The organism is Sandarakinorhabdus sp. AAP62, assembly GCF_000331225.1.
Taxonomy (GTDB): domain Bacteria; phylum Pseudomonadota; class Alphaproteobacteria; order Sphingomonadales; family Sphingomonadaceae; genus Sandarakinorhabdus.
This window is the reverse complement of record NZ_ANFY01000020.1, coordinates 1-15,089: the sequence shown is the minus strand read 5'-3', so window position 1 is coordinate 15,089 and position 15,089 is coordinate 1. Positions and strand designations below refer to the sequence as shown.

At 65.9% G+C, this 15,089-nt stretch carries 14 protein-coding genes; 4 read left to right on the top strand and 10 right to left on the bottom strand.

Annotated features, from left to right (window positions below; translation table 11 throughout):
* Positions 1-17: 17 nt before the first annotated feature.
* The 6 genes from D619_RS0114695 to D619_RS0114670 all read right to left on the bottom strand — a co-directional run bounded on the left by D619_RS0114695 (position 18) and on the right by D619_RS0114670 (position 8,595).
* Complete coding sequence (locus tag D619_RS0114695) at positions 18-1,529, bottom strand: tryptophan halogenase family protein (protein ID WP_017669365.1); 1,512 nt, start codon at positions 1,527-1,529, stop codon at positions 18-20.
* A complete protein-coding gene (locus D619_RS0114690) occupies positions 1,526-2,539 on the bottom strand; it encodes a cupin-like domain-containing protein (RefSeq protein ID WP_017669364.1) in 1,014 nt (337 codons plus the stop codon). The genes D619_RS0114695 and D619_RS0114690 overlap by 4 nt, the downstream gene beginning before the upstream one ends.
* Positions 2,532-3,248 carry a SapC family protein gene (locus tag D619_RS0114685; protein WP_017669363.1) on the bottom strand — a complete coding sequence of 239 codons (717 nt, stop codon included), beginning with the start codon at positions 3,246-3,248 and terminating at the stop codon, positions 2,532-2,534. Before D619_RS0114685 ends, D619_RS0114690 begins: the two co-directional genes overlap by 8 nt.
* Before the next feature lie 8 nt (positions 3,249-3,256).
* Positions 3,257-4,774 (bottom strand): tryptophan halogenase family protein, encoded by a 1,518-nt coding sequence (locus D619_RS0114680; protein ID WP_033373748.1) that lies wholly within the window; start codon positions 4,772-4,774, stop codon positions 3,257-3,259.
* A 95-nt stretch (positions 4,775-4,869) separates the two neighbouring features.
* The gene (locus D619_RS0114675) at positions 4,870-7,821 is read right to left on the bottom strand and encodes a TonB-dependent receptor (protein WP_243442657.1); all 2,952 of its coding nucleotides are present in this window, start codon (positions 7,819-7,821) and stop codon (positions 4,870-4,872) included.
* 267 nt (positions 7,822-8,088) lie between these two features.
* Positions 8,089-8,595 (bottom strand): sigma factor, encoded by a 507-nt coding sequence (locus tag D619_RS0114670; protein WP_017669360.1) that lies wholly within the window; start codon positions 8,593-8,595, stop codon positions 8,089-8,091.
* Between the two features lie 185 nt (positions 8,596-8,780).
* On the opposite strand from D619_RS0114670, the gene D619_RS16905 reads away from it, so the two are divergent.
* Positions 8,781-9,671 carry a LysR family transcriptional regulator gene (locus tag D619_RS16905; protein WP_017669359.1) on the top strand — a complete coding sequence of 297 codons (891 nt, stop codon included), beginning with the start codon at positions 8,781-8,783 and terminating at the stop codon, positions 9,669-9,671.
* Here D619_RS16905 and D619_RS16900 read toward each other — a convergent pair.
* Positions 9,663-10,292 carry a redoxin domain-containing protein gene (locus tag D619_RS16900; RefSeq protein WP_017669358.1) on the bottom strand — a complete coding sequence of 210 codons (630 nt, stop codon included), beginning with the start codon at positions 10,290-10,292 and terminating at the stop codon, positions 9,663-9,665. The two genes, D619_RS16905 and D619_RS16900, sit on opposite strands and share 9 nt — an antisense overlap.
* Positions 10,293-10,372: 80 nt before the next feature.
* On the opposite strand from D619_RS16900, the gene D619_RS0114655 reads away from it, so the two are divergent.
* Both D619_RS0114655 and D619_RS0114650 read left to right on the top strand, forming a co-directional pair.
* On the top strand, positions 10,373-11,653 hold the full coding sequence (locus D619_RS0114655; protein ID WP_017669357.1) for an NAD(P)/FAD-dependent oxidoreductase: 1,281 nt from the start codon (positions 10,373-10,375) through the stop codon (positions 11,651-11,653).
* The gene (locus D619_RS0114650; RefSeq protein WP_020480509.1) at positions 11,650-12,594 is read left to right on the top strand and encodes a YeeE/YedE thiosulfate transporter family protein; all 945 of its coding nucleotides are present in this window, start codon (positions 11,650-11,652) and stop codon (positions 12,592-12,594) included. Before D619_RS0114655 ends, D619_RS0114650 begins: the two co-directional genes overlap by 4 nt.
* Here D619_RS0114650 and D619_RS16895 read toward each other — a convergent pair.
* The 3 genes from D619_RS16895 to D619_RS0114635 form a co-directional block, all read right to left on the bottom strand.
* A complete protein-coding gene (locus D619_RS16895) occupies positions 12,563-13,276 on the bottom strand; it encodes a DNA-binding domain-containing protein (RefSeq protein WP_017669355.1) in 714 nt (237 codons plus the stop codon). The genes D619_RS0114650 and D619_RS16895 overlap by 32 nt on opposite strands.
* Positions 13,273-14,100, bottom strand: coding sequence for a DUF692 domain-containing protein (locus D619_RS0114640; protein ID WP_193743319.1), 828 nt, complete (start codon positions 14,098-14,100; stop codon positions 13,273-13,275). Before D619_RS0114640 ends, D619_RS16895 begins: the two co-directional genes overlap by 4 nt.
* Before the next feature lie 78 nt (positions 14,101-14,178).
* Positions 14,179-14,439 carry a hypothetical protein gene (locus D619_RS0114635; protein ID WP_026091089.1) on the bottom strand — a complete coding sequence of 87 codons (261 nt, stop codon included), beginning with the start codon at positions 14,437-14,439 and terminating at the stop codon, positions 14,179-14,181.
* A 260-nt stretch (positions 14,440-14,699) separates the two neighbouring features.
* Here D619_RS0114635 and D619_RS0114630 point away from each other — a divergent pair, with 260 nt between their 5' ends.
* Entirely contained in the window at positions 14,700-14,960 is a 261-nt protein-coding gene (locus D619_RS0114630; protein ID WP_017669352.1) for a DUF2282 domain-containing protein, read from the top strand.
* Positions 14,961-15,089 lie beyond the last annotated feature (129 nt).

Genomic DNA, 15,089 nt, shown 5'->3' with positions numbered 1-15,089 from the left:
GCTTCAACTGCCTCTCTTCACGCGGCTTTATGCGCCTGCGCCGCCGCATCGGTAGCACCGCAATAGCGCGCGACATAGGCGTGATGGTCAGGCAGGCCGGCCACCGTTTTTGTCACGCTGTCGCGCAGGCCACCCAGGAAGGCCTTCAGCTCTTCCGGGCGCAGCTTGGCCGCGACGGGGTGATGGCTCTGCGGCACGATCCCCTGCCCCATCATCACCTGCACCCAGCTGTTTTCCACGAAAAGCTCTTCATTCTTGCGGAAGACGCGAGCCGTTTCGCGGAACAGTTCGATCTTGTGGGCAAGGCTGTCGGGGATTTCCATGCTCGCCATCTGGCGCCAGAACGGGCTGTCGCGGCGCTGGGTCACCTTGTAGTGCAGGATCAGGAAATCGCGGATCTGCTCCATGTCGGTGAACATCTGCTCGTTGAATTCGGCGCGGTCGCGCTCGCTCACCTTGCCGGCGGGCAGCATGCGGCAGATGCGCAGCACGGCGCGCTGGATCAGGTGGATGGAGGTCGATTCCAGCGGCTCCATGAATCCGCCAGACAGGCCGACCGCGACGCAATTGCGGTGCCACTGCTTGCGGCGCACCCCTGTGCGGTAACTGATGATGTTGGGCTTCACCAGCTTCTCGCCCTCGATGGTGGCGAACAGGCGTTCCTGCGCGGCCTCCTGGCTCAGATAGCGGCTGCAATAGACGATGCCATTGCCTTGCCGGTGCTGCAGCGGGATGCGCCACTGCCAGCCGGCATCATGGGCGATGGCGCGGGTATAGGGCACGGCAGGGCGCACGCTTGCCGTCTGGATGGCGATGGCGCTGTCGCAGGGCAGCCAGTTGGTCCAGTCATCAAAGCCGGCGTGCAGTGCGCCTTCGATCAGCAGGGCGCGGAAACCGGTGCAATCGATGAACAGATCGCCTTCGATGCGGCGATCACCATCAAGGCAAAGCGCGGCGATGTCGCCGCTCTCGCCATCCAGTTCGACGGCGCTGATGCGGCCTTCGATGCGCCTTGCCCCGCCAGCCTCGGCGCGCTTGCGCAGGAAGGCGGCATAAAGGGCGCTGTCGAGCTGATAGGCATAGTTCAGCCGGTCATCGGGCAGATGGGCAAACTTCGATTGCATTGCCGCCTGCAGTTCCAGCGCATAATCATCATAGGGCGCGTCGTGGCCCTGCGTTTGCCCATGCAGCCAGAAATGCTGGAAGCCGGCCGACCAGTGATCCTTGCCGGTGCTGCCAAAGCTGTGGAAATATTTATGGCCCACATCACGCCAGTTTTCGAACATGATGCCCAGCTTGAAGGTGGCCTGGGTGGCGCGCATGAACTCGGCTTCATTGATGCCGAGCAGACGATTGAACAGCACGATCGGCGGAATGGTGCTTTCGCCCACGCCGATGGTGCCGATGGCATCGGATTCCACCAGGGTCAGATCGATCACCGGCCCCAGCGTGTGCGCCAGCGCCGCGGCGGCCATCCAGCCGCCCGTGCCGCCACCTGCAACCACGACCCTCAGTGGCTTGGCATTCATCGCGACAATCCTCTCAACAAACGGGCCTTGATCTGGCCGGCGGTGGTGGCGTCCAGCGGCGCCAATATTCCGCGGGCGCCGTCAGGCAGATGGGCGGTGACCATATCATCCGCGGCAAACACATGATGATCAAACAAGGCCTGCCACTGCGCGCGCTGCTGCGGCGGCAGGTCGCGCACGGCCAGGATGGCATGCAGCAGGGCATCTTCGGGATTGCCAAGCCAGCGCGGCACATCGCGCCACCAGAAGTTGATCAGCACATTGAAGGCCGCCAAGCCTTCAACATGATGCCACCACAGCGACGGCACGAAAATCGCATCGCCCGGCTCCAGTTCCGCCACCTGCGCGTGGCGCAACGCCTCGGCAAAACGCGGGTAGCGCGCCAGATCGGGCGCCCGCACGTCAACCATGCTGACCTGGCGGCCGGCCGGGGTATTTTCCAGCGGGCCCAGATAGAGATTGGCGAACTGATCGGGCGGGAAGAGGGTGAAGCGGCGGCGCCCGACGGCGCAGACGGCGATATTTTCGGGAATGTCGTTGTGGGCGGCAATGCAGGTGCGGTTGCCGATCCAGATGCTGGCGATCGGCTGGCGCGCGCCCAGGGGCAGGGCGTGGCTTTCGGCGAGGCCGGTGAAATAATCGCCCATGTCGATGGAGGACAGATAGACGGTGGGCGCTGCGGGATCGGTTTCGGCCGCCGCCATCGCCGCCAGCCACTGCGGCAGCGGGGCCATCTCCATGCGAAAGTTCATCGCCATCGCCGCATCATAGAACAGGCGATCATCAGCCCCGATGCTGGCCGGAAAGGCGCGGTTGCGGGCATGGGCCGCCAGCCAGTCCCGCGCGACACCGGCGCCCCTGCGGCCCGCCTCCACCAGCGGCCAATCCGCCGCCAGCCCGCGCACCACGAACGGCCCGGTGGCACAAGTGACGCGCTGCGCCAGCGCATCCGGCGCCATTTTCTCCTCGGCCACGCGCGGCAGCCGCTCCAGCAGCGCAGCGTCAGCCATGATCCCGCCGGTTCTTGGCGCCCACCAGTCGCGCCAGATTGCCCAGCGATGCCAGCGCCATGTAGGTAGGGAGCAGATGGCCTTCGGCGTGAAGTTCGGCCAGCGCGCCCGGCTCCAGCGCCGCCAGTTTTTCCTCGTTTACCAGGTGATAGCCCACCAGCCGATGCATGGCGCCACTCTCCAGGGTCACGTCCATCGAAAAGGGTTCGATCAGGTCATAACGGATGAGCGCGGCGAAATAGTCACCACTGGCGCGGTAGCCAGCGTCGAGCGCGCCCAGCATGTCGGCAATCTGTTCGAGATAAGGCGTCGGCTGGCCGCCCGGCTCGAACAATTTGATGCCCTCGCCATTCCGGGAAATGCGGGGGTGGTCCATATCGATATGCACCTGCCCCGGCCCGTCGCTCGTCCGGCTGCGGCCAACCAGGAACGGCTGCACCGCCAGCGCCAGCGGGCGGTTGGTGGCATCCCAACGGTCGCCATCAAGAAAGAGATTCTCGCCCGGTTCAAAGCCCATCAGCACCAGCGCCGAAAAGGCCCCGGTGGCTTCATCCTGCCGAAACAGGATGGGATAATCGATGGCGAGGCGGCGAAATTCGGCCGGCACGGTGATGCAGGCCATCACCGCATCGCCGAGCGCCGCGCCGGGCTGCGCCAGCACCCGCAGATCGGCATGGGCGTCGTGGGTGAGGATCTGGTGGTTGGACATGGCGTTCCTCAAGCGGCCTGGGCCGCGATGGCGGCAAGATAGGTCCGGTTTTCGGGGAGACCGGCAGCCATGCGGCGGGCCCGGTCCTGTACTTCGGCAAGCCGGGCAGCGGCGGCGGTGATGGCGGCGGCAGGCGGCGGGAGCGGCAAGCCATGGCCCATGCCATAAAGCACATAGGCCTGGCTGGCCGCCGGAAACATCTCGTCGTGCAGCGGGAAATCGCGGGCCGATGGCGGATGCTCGCGCCAGAGGACCAGATCATCGGCAAGGCGCTGCGGGATGGTGGCCGGATCGCGCTGCGCCAGCCAATAAGGTTCGGTCCGGCGGCTCAGCACATAGTGCAGCTTGAGGAAATTGACGATCCGATCCCAGCGGGTGCGGAACATCTCGTTGAAGCGCGCGGCATGCACCGCCATCGCATCGCGGCTGGCCGGCAAGGCATCGGCCAGCGCCCGGGCCGAAAGTTCGATCAGCACAATGGCAGACGCTTCCAGTGGCTCGATAAAACCCGCCGAAAGGCCAACGGCAACCACATTGCCCTGCCAGAAGCGCGCCCGGTGGCCGGTGGCAAAGCTGAGCTTGCGCGGGGCCAGTGCGGTGACATCTGCCCCCGGCACCTGCGCGGCAACGTGCGCGCGCAGCACGTCATCGGCTTCGTCATCACGCATGAAACGCGAAGCATAGACGCAGCCGATGCCGCGCCGGGTGGGCAGTGCGATATCCCAGAGCCAGCCGGCGTGGTGGGCGGTGCCGATGGTCTGCGAAGCGACCGGGCTGCCGGGCAGCACCGGCACCTGTACAGCCAGGGCGCGATCGTTGAACGACACGTCTGACCGGTCGATCCATTCCACCTGACAATGGCCATTGATGAGCCGCGCCGCCTGACCGGTGCAATCGATGAACAGGTCCGCTGTCAGCGCGCGCCCATCAGCCAGCACCAGCGTCGCCACATCGCCGTTGGCCGCTGCCGTGGTGGCCGTGACATTGGCGGCAATGTGGGCCACCCCCAGGGCTTGCGTGGCGTGGCGGGTGAGCAGCCGGGCGAATTTGCCGGCGTCGAAATGATAGGCGTAGTTCAGCGCCCCGGCATAATCCGGCATGCCGCGCTGGCGCGGCGCCAGATGCTGGGCACAGGCGGCGGCTTGTGCCGTCATGGCCTCGGCAAAACCGCTGCCGGTCGCAGACCATGCATGGAGCAGTGCCGCCATGTCGCCGGGCGGTGGCAGGGTGAAGGGGTGGAGATAGGAGTCCCCCGCCTCCCCCGTGCGCCAGCCATCAAAGCGCGATCCCTGTTTGAACGAGGCATCGCAGGCGACAAGGAATTCCGCTTCGGAAATGCCGATGCCGGCCAGCGTTTCGCGCATGGTCGGCCAGGTGCCCTCGCCCACGCCGATGGTCGGGATATCGGGTGATTCCACCAGGGTGATGGCGAGGCCCGGATGCCGCGCCGCCAGCACACAGGCCGTGAGCCAGCCCGCGCTGCCGCCGCCGACGATCACCACCTGAAATGGCTGTTCAGCCCTCACGCACTCTCTCTCCCACAGGCAGACACTGGCAGAGCAGAAGAAGAGCCGCAACGCTTACGCGCGCGGCTCTCCCTGCGACCCGGCCGGTGACCCGGTCAGAAGCTGAAGCGCACCCCTGCCGTGTAGCGGGCATAACCTGGCGCTGCGAAGAACACCGTCTGATCGTTGCGCATGTGGCCGCGGCGATCAGCATTGGTGATGTTGATGCCTTCAACAAAGGCGGTCAGGCCCTTCTTGAATTCCCACGAGGCCGAAACGTCGAACTGGCCATAAGGATCAACATAGAAGGGATCGAAGCCATAGCCTGACAGGAAGCCATCACGCCAGTTGTAGGCAACACGGGCCTGGATGCCGTTCTTGTCGTAGTAGAGCACGGCGTTGGCGCTGTCGCTGACCCCGTTCACCGCGAATTGGGTGGCGGTGTAGCGCAGCGTGTTGTCGAAGCTCGTGTCGCTGTTGACGATGGTGTAGTTCAGGATGACGCCAATACCGGTGTCCCAGAAGCTGTGCTGAACGGCGAATTCGAAGCCATGCAGCTTGGCCACCTGGGCACTGTTGCCCGGTTGGGTGACGGTGAACACCACGTCGGGATCGGCCGCCTGACCGATGATGCCATCGGCAACGCCATTGTTGAAGCGCACCACGCTGGGGCGGTTCACGGCCAGCCAACCAAGAATGGCAGCGAAGTTGGGGTTGCCGCCCAGCGCCGCCCGCGCTGCCTGCACCGCGGCGCCCTGCGCCGGGTTGGGCAGATCAAACAGCGGCCCCTGGGTAGTGGTGTTGGCAATGAAGTTGCTCACGTTCTTGTGGAAGAAGCCCACCGAAACATAGCTGTCCCTGCCGTAATACCACTCCGCCGACAGATCGATGTTCTTCGATTTGTACGGCAGCAGACCGGGATTGCCGCTGCTGGCCGTGCTGCCGCCATTGGGTCGCAGCGGCTGGGCGACCGTGATGCCGCCCTGCATGCTGGTGTAATCCGGACGGGTGACGGTGTGGCTGTACGATGCGCGCAGACGAATGCTGTCCACCGGTGCCAGATCGAAATCGAAGGCCGGCAGCCAGTTGTCATACTCACCGCGCAGGGTGTTGAACGAGGAGGCATTGCCGCCAACCAGGCTCATTTCGTTATCGGCCACCCAGACGACGCCGGTTGGCACCGGCACCAGGGCCGTCGAGTTGATGCGCGTCTTTTCATAGCGCAGGCCGAGCCGCACGTTGGCGCGCATATCCCCCAGATCGAACTTGTGGGTCGACTGGATATAGGGCGCCCAGGTTTCTTCGGTGATGCGGCGATCGGTGGCGCCGGGCGCGCTGAAGCTGGCAAGGCAGGCGCCCTGCACCGTGCTGGCGTTGCAGATGCCGAGCCGGCTCTGCAGCAAGCCAACCAGCGCCGCCGTATCAACCTGGAAATAGTTGGGGATGATGCCCGGCGCCTGGCTGCCGTTCATGCCCTGCAGCCGGTCCGGCAGGCCCGTGATGGTGTAGAGCGAATCCGGCGTGTCGGCCGCACTGAGCGTGCCACCCCAGCTGTCGTTCTGGATGACGTTGAAGGCCGAACGCACCTTGTTCTCGGTGTAGGTCACGCCGAAATCGAGGCTGTCGATGAGATCGGATTCGAAATCATAACCGCCGCGCAGCGACACCTCGTTGATGGTGTCCTTCATATAGGCATTGCGGAAGCTGTTGCCGGCCGGGCGGATGCTGCTGGCCGCGAAGTTCACACCCGGGTTCAGGGCAACGGAAATCACCGGCATTTCGGTCGTGAAATCCACCTTCTGGCTGGCCACACCGTAAATGGCACTGCCGACGGCGCTGTTGCTGCCAAAGGGCGACGTCGGCTTGCTTTCCGCGGTCGAATGATGGGCATCAAGTTCGACACGCAGGCCGCCGGGACCATCCCACTTGATGTTGCCGCCCAGCGATTTGTTGATGTTGCGATTGGCAGCCAGCGCCCCGGTGATGGCGAGGTCCTTGCCTTCGCCCGCGCCGAAATCCTCGGCATAGAAATTGGGGCCAGCGGCCGGACCATTGGTCCAGCTGCTGCTGGTGTTGTTGTGGTTGAACCACACGCCGATGCTGTTGGTGCGCGCATCGATGGTGTTCTGCGAATAGGTATAGTCCAACACCATGTTCAGCGTGTCGGTGGGCTTCACCTGCAGCACGACCTGGCCGTTGATGCGTTCACGATCGATATCGGTGAAATCATAACCGGCGTTCTGGGTCACCTGATAGGTATCATTCGGACCCGGACGGTTCTGCGTCTTGGCGAAATTGCCGCGCCAATCATTGGCATCAACCGGCAGCGAGCCCCAGTTGTTTTCATTGCCCAGATAGCCTTCGCGCCAGCCGGCGTTGAACTGCGCCAGGCTCGCCTTGCGGCGCTGATAGATGCCGGTGACGAGGATGCCGACGCGATCATCGGCAAAGGTCTTGGACAGGATGCCCGACACTTCCGGGGTCACCTTGGTGTCCTGGAAGGTATGGTCGATCATGCCCTTGACCGAGATGCTGCCCTTGAAACCGGGGCGATCAAGCGGACGCGGGGTCTGGATGTTGATGACCGAACCGATACCGCCGGTCTGCAGCGTGGCGCGGCCCGACTTGTACACCTGCACGCCGGCAATGCCTTCGGCGGCGAGGTTGGCAAAATCGAAGCTGCGCGAGGCCGGCGCTTCGCAGCAGCTGCCCAGGCCCGAAGCCGGCATCTGGCGGCCGTTCAGCAGCACCAGGTTGAAATCGGGGCCGAAGCCGCGAACCGTGACCTTCGAACCTTCGCCGTTCTGACGGTCGATCGACACGCCGGTGATGCGCTGCAGCGATTCGGCGAGGTTGGTGTCGGGGAATTTGCCGATATCTTCGGCCGAGATGGCGTCGACGACACCCAAGGCATCACGCTTGACGCTCAATGATTTCTGCAAGCTGGCCCGAATCCCGGAGACGACGATCATCTCCTCGTCACCGGCGTCGGCGGCCGCAGCCGTTTGCGCCTGCGCCATCACTGGCTGCGCAGCAACACCAAGGGCCAGCACGGAAGCACCAACCATGAAACGGCCCATAGCCGGACGTAACGACATGATCATCAGCGATTCTCTCCCCCAGATCGCTCATCCGACGCTATGATTTGCGGCGGTTGTGAACGTTCACTATCGAGATTCGGTAAATGAGAACGTTCTCGTAGTCAAGCTTCTGTCACAAACGCCCAGCGCGAAACGAATGCATTGTGCTCCCGAAAGCACACTGCCTTGGGAGCTGGAGCACAATGATCAGGCGGGGATGGTGACCGGCCGCCCTGAGGGGGGAGGATTGGCGGCCTAGACCAATTCGCAGGCCAGTCGCTTCAGGCCGCGGTGGATGTTGATCTTGACCAGCGATTCCGACTGCCCGCTGGCCGCAGAGGCCTCGACGATCGACATTCCATCGATCTTGACCAGGCGGATGGCATCGGCCTGGGCCGGCCGCAAACGGCCAAGCAGGCCGCGCACGGCATGGCAACTGACGACATCGATTTCGTGGCTGGCCGAAAAACTGTCCATCGGCGGCAGCAATTGCTCGCGCTCCATCGCCCGCAGCCGATCAACCCATTTGAAGCGGGCAATGGCGGCAAGCCAGGGCCGCAGCGGCTGCGTGCAATCGAAATCATGCCGGCGGTGATGCAGCGCGATCAGCGTTTCCTGCACCGCATCCTCGACATGGGCCATCGGCAGGCGCCGCCGGAAATAGCGCGCCAGCCACAGCCTGGCTTCGGCCATCAACGTGTCATAGGCGCGCCGGTCGCCGCTGCGCCCGCGTTCGATCAGCCCCGACCAATGTGCGGTCATGTCTGGCCGTGCCGCAGCGACCGCAGCACCTGTTCTTACCTGTCTGGTCATGGACTGCCCTCCAATCACCCGGCTTACTGTCGCCGGGGATGCACAGAAGGCACAGCCATGAAGGGTGCATGGGTTTGATGCCGGCAGGCTATGACCGGCCCACACCCCTTGTGGTGCGTTGCAACAATGTTAGGATGAACAGCGTCATGGAAATGCACCAGATCCGCTACTTCCTGTCGGCGGCGCGACTGTTGAACTTCACCCGCGCGGCGGAGCAATGCCATGTCGCACAGCCGTCGCTCACCCGCGCTATCCAGAAACTGGAAGAGGAACTGGGCGGCCCCCTGTTCCGGCGCGAGCGGGCCCGCACCCACCTCACCGAACTCGGCCGCCTGATGTTGCCGCACCTGGAACGCACCTATCGTGCCGCCGAAGATGCCAAGGCGTTGGCCAAGGGGTTCGGCAAGGGGCAGGTCGCACCGCTGGTGCTGGGTGTATGTTCGCTGGTCGAATCGGCCACGCTCGATGCCGTGCTGGCCGAGCTGGGCGAGGCCATGCCGGGCCTGCAGCTGAATGTGGTGGGCGGCACCAGCGCCGAATTGCTCGAACAGGCGCTGGCAGGCCAGCTTGACCTGATGATCATCGAGGCACCGGCCGATACCCCTGAACGTTTCGAAGCGTGGCGCTTGTTCAGCCACGAGTATCGCATGGTGGTGCGGCGCGACCATCCGGCGGCCAACCAGGCCATGGTGACGATGGCCGATCTGCTGCGGGAACCACTGATCGATCATGCCTGCGAAGGATTGGCGGCATTGCGCCGCCAGGCTGAAGTGGTGGGCATGTCGCTCACCCTGCGCCATGCCGCGCGCGATATCGGCCAGCTGAAACGGCTGATCAGCGCCGGGCTGGGCACCGGCTTCATGCCCGATCCGCGCGAACCGGCCATGTGCGCGATTCCGGTGGCGGGCGCCGCCGTCCGTGCCGATGTGGTGCTGGCCGGCATTCAGGGCCGGCGCCGCAGCCTGGCGGCCGACAGTTTCGTGCGGGCCAGCCGGGCCCGCCAGTGGGACAGTCCCTCAGGCTGAGCCCAGCGCGGCGATCACGGCCGCCGGTTCGGCCCGGCGACGGAAATCGGGATCGACGAAGGCAAAACGCACCACCCCGCCGCCATCGAGCAGATAGGTGGCCGGAATCGGCAGCAGGCGCCCGCTGCCGCCAAACAGCGCCGCCAGATCATCACCGCCCTCGCGGTAGGTCGCTGCCAGTTCGGCCGGAATGCTGATCACCAGCCCCAGGGCCAGGCACAGGCCCAGATCGACGTCGACCAGCCCAAGTCCGCCGGCGCGTGTCGCAAGGGCAGTGCCCTGCCCGGCCAGTTCGGCGGAAATCGTGATCAGGCGCGAGCCGGCTGCCGCCAATGCTTCGGCGGCATCACCCCACGCCGCACTTTCGACCCGGCACCAGGGGCACCACAGGCCGCGATGGAAGCTGATCACCAAGGGCGTTCCAGGCGCCAGCAGTTCGGCCAGGGTGTGAAAGCGCCCGGCGGCATCCGGCAAGGCAAAGCCGGGGAAGTGCTGCCCCACCTGCGGCGCCCGCCGGCCAGCGCCCAGGGCTGCCAGCTTTGCCACCAGCCCGTCATAATCGGCGGCAAGGTGTGCAAGGCGTTCGGTTTCGGCCTGCAGGGCGGGCGCAATCGGCGTCATGACCGCGTGATAGACCGGGCCGCCGCCGCAGCGCCAGTGGGCGATGTAACGGGGATGCTGCCGCTGCCGAACACGCAATCATGGCCAATGCGGTACGGACGGAAAACGCCCCGGTGGTGATCATCGGCGCCGGCTTTGCCGGTTTGGCCGCAGCGCGGGCGCTGGGTGCCGCCGGGATCAGCACCGTGGTCATCGATCGACAGAATCACCATCTCTTCCAGCCGTTGCTTTATCAGGTGGCCACGGCCGGCCTGTCTGCGGCCGATATCGCGGCCCCCATCCGTACCATCCTGCGCGATCTGCCGGATGTAGGCGTGCTGATGGACGAGGTTGTCGGGATCGACCGCGTGGCCCGATCGGTGCAACTGGCCAGCGGCGGCCACATCACCTTTGCCCAACTGGTGGTCGCGAGCGGCGCTCGCCATGCCTATTTCCGCAATCCCGAATGGGCGGCCCATGCGCCGGGCATCAAGACCATCGACGATGCCATCCGCGTGCGGCGCGATCTGTTGCTGGCGCTGGAACGGGCCGAGACCATGCGCGCCGAGCAGCGCGAGACGCGGGCCGATCATCTCACTTTCGTGGTGGTCGGGGGCGGACCGACCGGGGTGGAACTGGCCGGTGCCATCGCCGAACTGACCCGCCATGCCGCCGAGCGCGACTTTCCCCATATCACCCGCAATTGCGTGCGCGTGATCCTGGTGGACAGTGGCGACCGGCTGCTGAAGGCGCTGCCCGAAGCGCTTTCCGCTGCTGCTTCCCGCGCGCTGATGGGGCTGGGGGTGGAAATCCGTCTCAATGCCCGGGTGACAGCGCTCGCAGCCGGGCAGATCATGATCGGCGACGCCCGCCTGCCCGCCGCCGTCACCATCTGGGCGGCCGGCGTGGCGGCATCGCCGGCTGCACGCTGGCTGGGCGCGGCGGCCGATGGCAGCGGGCGGGTGCTGGTCGGGCCGGATCTGGCCTTGCCCGATGATGCGGAGATCTTTGTGGTTGGCGACACGGCGGCGGCCTGCAATGCCGATGGCGCGGCCGTGCCCGGAGTCGCCACCGCCGCCAAGCAGATGGGCGAACATGCCGCCCGCGCCATCATCGCCCGCCGGCAGCAGCAGCCTGCGCCGCGGTTCCGCTATCGCCACCAAGGCAGCATGGCCACCATCGGCCGGTCGCATGCCGTTGCCGATCTGGGCTGGCTGCAATTGTCTGGCCTGCCCGGCTGGCTGCTGTGGTGCACGGTGCACCTGTGGTTCCTGGCCGGCTTCCGCAACCGACTGGTGGTGGGGGCAAACTGGCTGTGGCGCTATCTGACCTTCGAGTCGTCGGCGCGGCTGATCACCCAACAGGGAAACGACATGTCATGATGCTGATGCTGGCCTGTGTTTTCGCTGCGGCCATCGTTGGCTTTGCCGCGCATCAGGGCGGCACCTGCGGGGTGTTGGCGGTGCGCCACTGGATTGATCGGCGCGATGCACGGTTGCTGATCGGCTTCGTGCTGGCCAGCGGCGCGGCCACATTGGTGTGCCTGCCGCTGGCCTGGATGCTGGGACGCGGCGCGACGCTGCCGGGCAATGCACCGCTGGGCCTGCCGCTGGTGCTGGGCGGTGTGTTGCTGGGCGTTGGCGCAGTGGTGAACGGCGCCTGCCTGGTGGGTTCGTTGTGGCGGATGGGCAACGGCGAGGTTCATCTGATCGGCCTGCCCGTGGGCATCGTAGCGGGCGACATGCTGGGCCGGGCGCTGGGCTGGCGGGTGATGGTGGCGCCCAGCCGGTTCGCCCATCCCGATCGGGCTGGCCTGATGCTGGTGGCGATGGGGGCCGTGCTGCTGGCGCTGGCCTGGCGCTGGCTGGTGCGCCAGGGGCCAGACGCGCGGCGGCTGGCCGTTACCATGGCGATGATGGGGGGCGCCGGCAGCCTGTTGTTTGTCGCCATGCCTGGCTGGACCTGGGCCGATGTGGTGATCGAACAGGTGCAGGCCCTGGCCAGCGGTCACGCCACCGGTGGCAGCGCACCCGTGCGCGTCACGCTGGCCACGTTGGCGGGGGCGCTGGCCTCGGGCTGGATGGCCGGGCAATTGCATGTGAAATGGCGGGGCTGGCTGGCAGTGGTGCGCAGCCTGCTGGGCGGATTGCTGATGATGCTGGGCATCGGCCTCATTCCCGGCGGCAATGATGCGCTGCTGCTGGGATCGGCGCCGGCAGGGGCGATCAGTGCGCTGCTGGCCTTTGGGGTGATGAACCTCACCATATTGGTGCTGGCCAGTGCCGGCCAGCTCAACCCCGCGGCACCACCAGCCCGGCACTGAGCCATTCACGCAGCCAGGCTCCGATGGCGAGGCTGTCGGCCCCGCTGGCATCACAGGCCGGGCCAAAGCGCTGCCCGGCTGCCAGTGCCGCCAGCAGTTCGCCCTCCCCGGCTGAAGTGCGGCGAAAGCGCGGCTCCAGCCGGTCGCGCCACACCAGCACCAGGCCCGGCGCCATGGCCGCGGTGATCGGCTGGGCGGGAATGGCGGCCCAGATCGCATCGGCATTGGTGGCAAAGGCCAGCAACGAGGTGCCGGGTGCCAGTTTCAGGCGCAGGGCTTCCCAATCGATATCGGGATCCTGGGCCCATGTGGCCGGCTGCGGATCGGCTGCGGCAAAGGCGCTGCGCAAGGCCCAATCCAGCGCTGCCAGTTCCGCCACTTCGCGTTCATCCGGTTGCTGGCGACGCAGATATTCCGGAAAATCATCGCCATAATCGGCCAGCGTCCAGCTGCTCGACGGGCTGATCGCGGCATAGGCCAGGGCCAGCGCAGTAAAGGCCTCGCCGCCCAGCCAATGCAGGGTTTTCGCGAAATTGTCGGCCAGCCCATCCACCAGCATGGCGCGAGCGGCATGGGTATGCACGGCGAGCCCGGCAGGGCGCTCCACGGCATCGGCCAGGGCACCCAGATCGCCGGCGATGAGGCCGGCCTGAAACTGCCGCTGGAACCGGGCCAGTGTCACAGGCTCACCTTCGCGTCCACGGCGCGGGCGCGGTCCAGTTCGGCCAGCAGATCGGCAAGCGGCGGGATATCATCGTCCCGTTCGATCATCACTGCCACCGGGCCGGCGCGGCGGCGCACTTCGGCATAAAGATCCCACACCGGTTCCGGCACCGGCGTGTCGTGCGTGTCGATCAGCAGGCCATCAGCGCCCTGGCTTGGGCCAGCCAGATGCAATTGGCGCACCGCATCCCAGGGGATGCCGTCCAGCCAGGCCAGCGGGTCGCAGCCGTGATTGTGGCCCGAAACATGGATATTGTTCACATCCAGCAGAAGGGCGCAGCCGGTGCGCTGCACCAGTGCCGCCAGGAACTCCCATTCGGTCATGCGGCTGGCGCGAAACGCCAGATAGGTCGATGGATTTTCCACCAGAAGCGGCCGGCCCAGCGCCGCCTGCGCCTGCTCGATATTGCGGCAGACGATGGTCAGCGCTTCTTCGGTATAGGGGATGGGCAACAGATCATGGCTGTTCACCCCGTCGATGCCCGTCCATGCCAGATGGTCGGACACCCACAGCGGCTCGATCGCATCCGCCAGTTGCTTCAGGCGGGAAAGATAGGCCGCATCAAGGCCGGTGGCCGTGCCCAGGCTCATCGACACGCCGTGAAGCACCACATCATGATGCTGGCGCACCCGGGCCAGCACATCGGCGGGCCGGCCGCCATCGACCATGAAATTTTCCGAAATCACTTCCACGAAATCGACCGGCACATTGCCGGCCAGAAACAGATCGTGATGCGGCCGCCGCAGACCAAGGCCATAAAGGCTGCGAGTCAGCGGCGGGATCATGCACGTCCTCCAGCGCCAGGCGCAGACAGGTCGGTGGGGGGCCGGCCCCGGGGATGCGGCCGGCCCCGCGCCGGCTTACTTCTCGGTCAGCCGGCCGCCGGCGGCCTTGCAAGCCTTCACGGTGAGCGCCTTGAAGCCCTGGCCCTTGCAGGCATTCTGGCCCTTGCAGGCGCTGCTGGCGGTCGCGCAATCCGAAGTGCCCTTGCAGGTGTTGATGCCATAACAGTGCACGACCTTTTCTTCGGCCGCTGCCGCCGATTGGGCGACGATGCCACCGGAAACCGCCACGACAGCGGCGGCAGTGGCGAGGGAAATACGGGTAGCGAGCATGTTCATCTCCATAGCTTGGCGCCGGGGCGAATGCCGCTGCGCCTGTTGCCGCCTCCCCATGGTGGCAGCACTGGCTTGTCCGCACCAGCCTGCATGATGGTTACATGGCGGCGATCTGTAACCAATCCCGAGGCTGCCGCGAAATTGGGGACAGTGCCGGTGATGAACGATGTCCGCCTCCCCGCCGGTACCAGCGCGGCTGCCGCCTTGCCCCGATTTGGCGGCAGCCGCGCTCCCCAGCGGATGGCGGCAACTGGAGGCAAACCATGAACAGCAAGACGATTCTGGGCGCCGCCGTGCTCGCCGCCCTGGCGGCCAGCGCCGCAACCGCAGCCGACAAGCCCAAGATGGAAAAATGCTTTGGCGTCGCGAAGGCGGGCCAGAATGACTGCGCCGCCGGTGCGGGCACCAGCTGTGCCGGCACGTCGAAGGTGGATTATCAGAAGAACGCCTGGAAGCTGGTGCCGGCCGGCACCTGCACCAAGATCAAGACGCCCAAGGGCACGGGCTCGCTGACCGCGGCCTGATCCTGCCCTGATGCACGGGACACTTGACCGGGGGCAGCCGGCCCAGCGCCGGCTCGGCGCGGGCATCGGCCTGCGCCTGCCGCACCTGGCCGAACTGGCGGCCGGCAGCACCACGCTGCCGGCCGACCT

Bases quoted from the DNA above. Each gene is read 5' to 3' on its own strand.
- D619_RS0114695 (WP_017669365.1), bottom strand. From the start codon at position 1,529: ATGAATGCCAAGCCACTGAGGGTCGTGGTTGCAGGTGGCGGCACGGGC.
- D619_RS0114690 (WP_017669364.1), bottom strand. From the start codon at position 2,539: ATGGCTGACGCTGCGCTGCTGGAGCGGCTGCCGCGCGTGGCCGAGGAG.
- D619_RS0114685 (WP_017669363.1), bottom strand. From the start codon at position 3,248: ATGTCCAACCACCAGATCCTCACCCACGACGCCCATGCCGATCTGCGG.
- D619_RS0114675 (WP_243442657.1), bottom strand. From the start codon at position 7,821: ATGGTTGGTGCTTCCGTGCTGGCCCTTGGTGTTGCTGCGCAGCCAGTG.
- D619_RS0114670 (WP_017669360.1), bottom strand. From the start codon at position 8,595: ATGACCGCACATTGGTCGGGGCTGATCGAACGCGGGCGCAGCGGCGAC.
- D619_RS16905 (WP_017669359.1), top strand. From the start codon at position 8,781: ATGAACAGCGTCATGGAAATGCACCAGATCCGCTACTTCCTGTCGGCG.
- D619_RS16900 (WP_017669358.1), bottom strand. From the start codon at position 10,292: ATGACGCCGATTGCGCCCGCCCTGCAGGCCGAAACCGAACGCCTTGCA.
- D619_RS0114655 (WP_017669357.1), top strand. From the start codon at position 10,373: ATGGCCAATGCGGTACGGACGGAAAACGCCCCGGTGGTGATCATCGGC.
- D619_RS0114650 (WP_020480509.1), top strand. From the start codon at position 11,650: ATGATGCTGATGCTGGCCTGTGTTTTCGCTGCGGCCATCGTTGGCTTT.
- D619_RS0114635 (WP_026091089.1), bottom strand. From the start codon at position 14,439: ATGAACATGCTCGCTACCCGTATTTCCCTCGCCACTGCCGCCGCTGTC.
- D619_RS0114630 (WP_017669352.1), top strand. From the start codon at position 14,700: ATGAACAGCAAGACGATTCTGGGCGCCGCCGTGCTCGCCGCCCTGGCG.